The sequence below is a fragment of the Streptomyces sp. NPDC031274 genome (assembly GCF_055570235.1).
The window spans coordinates 1-1,923 of the sequence record NZ_JBVIHP010000122.1; the positions used below are offsets into that span (position 1 = coordinate 1).

General features: G+C 70.6%; 1 protein-coding gene. It reads left to right on the forward strand.

Annotation, left to right across the window (positions count from 1 at the left end; translation table 11 throughout):
- A partial coding sequence (locus ACZ5CR_RS44100; protein ID WP_468868987.1) for a condensation domain-containing protein occupies positions 1-1,923 on the forward strand: 1,923 nt, incomplete at both ends.

A 1,923-nucleotide genomic window follows, 5' to 3' on the forward strand; every position in this document is an offset into this window, starting at 1 on the left:
GGTGCGGCCGGAGCGGGTGCCGTTGTCCTTCGCGCAGCAGCGGCTGTGGTTCCTGGCCCAACTCGAGGGTCCCAGCGCCACCTACAACATTCCCACCCCGATCCGCATGCGTGATGTGGACGTCGACGCGTTGGGTGCGGCGTTGCGGGACGTGATCGTGCGGCACGAGTCGCTGCGGACGGTGTTCCCGGCAGTGGACGCCGAGCCCTACCAGCGGATCCTCGACCCCGACGAGCTCACATGGGACCTGGAAGTGTCCCAGGTGGAGCCGGAGGAGCTGGCTGGGGCGGTGGCTGAGGCGTCGCAGTATGCCTTCGACCTGTCGAGTGAGCTGCCGATCAAGGCGTGGCTGTTCCAGGTCGGCCAGGACGAGCAGGTGCTGTTGGTGGTCATGCACCACATTGCCTCCGACGGCTGGTCCCGCGGCCCCCTGGCCAAGGACGTCTCCACCGCTTACGAGGCGCGGCTGCGGGGTGAGGCTCCGGTGTGGGAGTCGTTGCCGGTGCAGTATGCCGATTACGCGGTGTGGCAGCGGGAGTTGCTGGGGGAGGAGTCTGATCCGGAGAGTTTGCTGTCGCAGCAGGTCGGCTACTGGCGGCAGGCGCTGGCCGGTGCTCCGGAGGAGTTGGAGCTGCCGAGCGATCGGCCGCGTCCGGCGGTGGCCGGCCATCAGGGTCATCGGGTGCCGGTACGGATACCGGCCGAGGTGCATCGGCGGATGGTGGAGCTTGCGCGGGCCGAGGGCGTGACGGTGTTCATGGTGGCGCAGGCCGCGCTGGCCGTGACCCTGTCGCGGCTCGGGGCGGGGACGGACATCCCCGTCGGCTCGGCGGTGGCGGGCCGCACCGACGACGCACTGGACGACCTGGTCGGGTTCTTCGTCAACACGCTGGTGATCCGTACGGACCTGTCCGGGGACCCGGAGTTCCGGCAGGTTCTGGCGCGGGTGCGGGAAGCGGGCCTGGACGCCCTGGCTCATCAGGACGTGCCGTTCGAGCGGCTGGTGGAGGAGCTGGCACCGTCCCGCTCGATGGCGCGGCACCCGCTGTTCCAGGTGACGCTGGACGTACAGAACGTTGAACGTGCGGCCGCCGAGTCGACCGGGACCACCCGGGCCGATTCCGGAGAGACGGTGGTCGGTGGCGCAGCCACGGTGACGGCGAAGCTCGACCTGGAGGTGATGCTGTCCGAGGTGCTCGACGAGGAAGGGCGCCCGGTCGGACTCCGTGGCGCGCTCACCGCGTCGGCGGACCTGTTCGAGGCCGAGACAGCCGAGCGGATGGCGAACTGGCTCGCCCGGGTGCTCGAGGCGGTCACCGCGAACCCCGAGTTGCGGCTGCGTCAGGTGGACGTGCTCGGTGCGGACGAGCGGGACGTGCTGCTTCGGCAGTGGAACGACTCCGCACTCGAGGTGCCGTTCTCTTCGATCGTGGAGTTGTTCGGGCAGCGGGTGGCAGCCGCTCCGGATGCGGTGGCGGTGGTGGGGGACGGTGCGGAGCTGTCGTACGCCGAACTGGATGTGGCGGCCAACCGGCTGGCGAACCACCTGCGTAGCCGGGGCGTGGGACCGGAGTCAGTCGTGGGCGTCCGGCTCCCACGCGCCCCCGAGATGATCGTCGGGATCATGGGCGTATGGAAGGCCGGCGCGGCGTACCTGCCGGTCGACGCTGCGCTCCCGCCCGAGCGTATGGAGTTCATGGTCGCCGACGCGGGGGTGGACGTCGTCGTCGGCCCGGAGGACCTGGGGCGGTCCTCGGAGGCCGCGGGCACCGCGCCGGAGGTATCCATCGCCCCGGCAGGACTGGCGTACGTCATCTACACGTCCGGCTCGACGGGCACACCGAAGGGCGTGGCGGTCACACACAGCGGCGCGGCGAACCTCGTGGCGGCGCAGCGCGACCGGATGGCGGTGGGACAGGGCTC